Origin of the sequence: Pseudomonas sp. FSL R10-0056, from assembly GCF_009600105.1 — a bacterium.
Lineage (GTDB): Bacteria > Pseudomonadota > Gammaproteobacteria > Pseudomonadales > Pseudomonadaceae > Aquipseudomonas > Aquipseudomonas bubulae.
In genome coordinates this window covers 1-1,737 of record NZ_WIWL01000043.1, presented here as the reverse complement: position 1 = coordinate 1,737, position 1,737 = coordinate 1, and the positions used below count along the sequence as shown (strand labels likewise).

Sequence of the window (1,737 nt, the reverse complement as noted above, 5' to 3'; positions counted from 1 at the left end):
GCCCGGGCCGGGGCGCAGGGGTCGGGGCCGCCGCTGCCGGTACAGGTGCGCTGTAGCTGGACATGCGCCTGTTGCTGCGCGAGATGCTGTGTACTTTTTCACACAGCATCTGTTTGACCTTCTCGGGGTTACGCGAGATGTCTTCAAAGTTTTTCGGCAGAAAATCCACCGCCCCGGCGTCCAGCGCATCGAGGGTCACGCGGGCACCCTCGTGGGTCAGCGAGGAGAACATCAACACCGGGGTCGGGCAGCGCTGCATGATATGGCGCACGGCAGTGATGCCATCCATCATCGGCATCTCGTAATCCATGGTGATCACGTCCGGCTTGAGCGCCAGCGCCTGATCAATCGCTTCCTTGCCGTTGGTGGCGGTGCCGATCACTTGAATCGTCGGGTCAGCCGACAGAATTTCCGAGACACGACGGCGGAAAAAACCGGAATCATCCACCACCAGGACCTTGACTACCATAAACACTCCGTTAGGCGGTACGGGGCACGAGCCCCGAGGCACCAGAATCAAATACGCCGTGATGCGTAATGCTTGAGCATGCTCGGAACATCCAGAATCAAGGCAATACGACCATCACCGGTGATGGTGGCACCCGACATGCCTGGCGTGCCCTGGAGCATCTTGCCCAAAGGCTTGATCACCACTTCTTCCTGGCCGACCAGTTGATCGACCACAAAACCGATGCGCTGGGTGCCGATCGACAGAATCACCACATGCCCTTCGCGCTGCTCTTCGTGTGCAGCAGATGCCACCAGCCAGCGCTTGAGGTAGAACAGCGGCAGTGCCTTGTCGCGCACGATCACCACTTCCTGACCGTCGACCACGTTGGTGCGCGACAGGTCGAGGTGGAAGATTTCGTTGACGTTGACCAGCGGGAAAGCAAACGCCTGATTACCCAGCATCACCATCAGGGTCGGCATAATGGCCAGGGTCAGGGGCACCTTGATGACGATTTTTGAACCACGGCCCAGGGCCGACTCGATACTCAGCGAACCATTGAGCTGGGCAATCTTGGTTTTCACCACGTCCATGCCCACGCCACGCCCGGACACATCGCTGATTTCGGTCTTGGTCGAAAAGCCCGGGGCAAAGATCAGGTTGTAGCAGTCGTTTTCGCTCAGGCGATCGGCCGCATCCTTGTCCATCAAGCCTTTTTTCACCGCCAGGGAACGCAGGAAATTGGCGTCCATGCCTTTGCCATCGTCAGAGATCGACAGCAGGATATGGTCGCCCTCCTGCTCGGCGGACAGGATCACCCGACCACAGCTCGGCTTGCCGGCAGCGGCGCGTTCTTCCGGGGTTTCGCAGCCGTGGTCGACGGCGTTGCGCACCAGGTGGACCAGCGGATCGGCCAGGGCCTCGACTAGGTTTTTGTCCAGGTCGGTCTCTTCGCCCACCAGCTCCAGGCTGATTTCTTTTTTCAGCTGCCGTGCCAGGTCCCGTACCAGGCGCGGGAAGCGGCCGAAAACTTTCTTGATCGGCTGCATCCGCGTTTTCATCACCGCGGTTTGCAGGTCGGCGGTGACCACGTCGAGGTTGGACAGCGCCTTGGCCATCTCCTCGTCATGACTGTTCAGGCCCAGGCGCACCAGACGGTTACGCACCAGCACCAGCTCGCCGACCATATTCATGATGTCATCGAGCCGCGCGGTATCGACGCGCACGGTGGTTTCAGCCTCGCTGGCCACCGGTTTTTCTGCAGGCGCAGCCGCGCCACGGGCCGGGCC

At 60.5% G+C, this 1,737-nt stretch carries 2 protein-coding genes; both read right to left on the bottom strand.

Features of this window, described 5'->3' with window-relative positions; all coding sequences use genetic code 11:
• Positions 1-469 (bottom strand): response regulator (locus GHO42_RS02465; protein ID WP_153384099.1); only part of this gene is annotated, 469 nt, incomplete at its 3' end.
• A gap of 47 nt (positions 470-516) precedes the next feature.
• Positions 517-1,737: chemotaxis protein CheA (locus GHO42_RS02460; RefSeq protein WP_178114884.1), on the bottom strand; the 1,221-nt coding region annotated here is incomplete at its 5' end.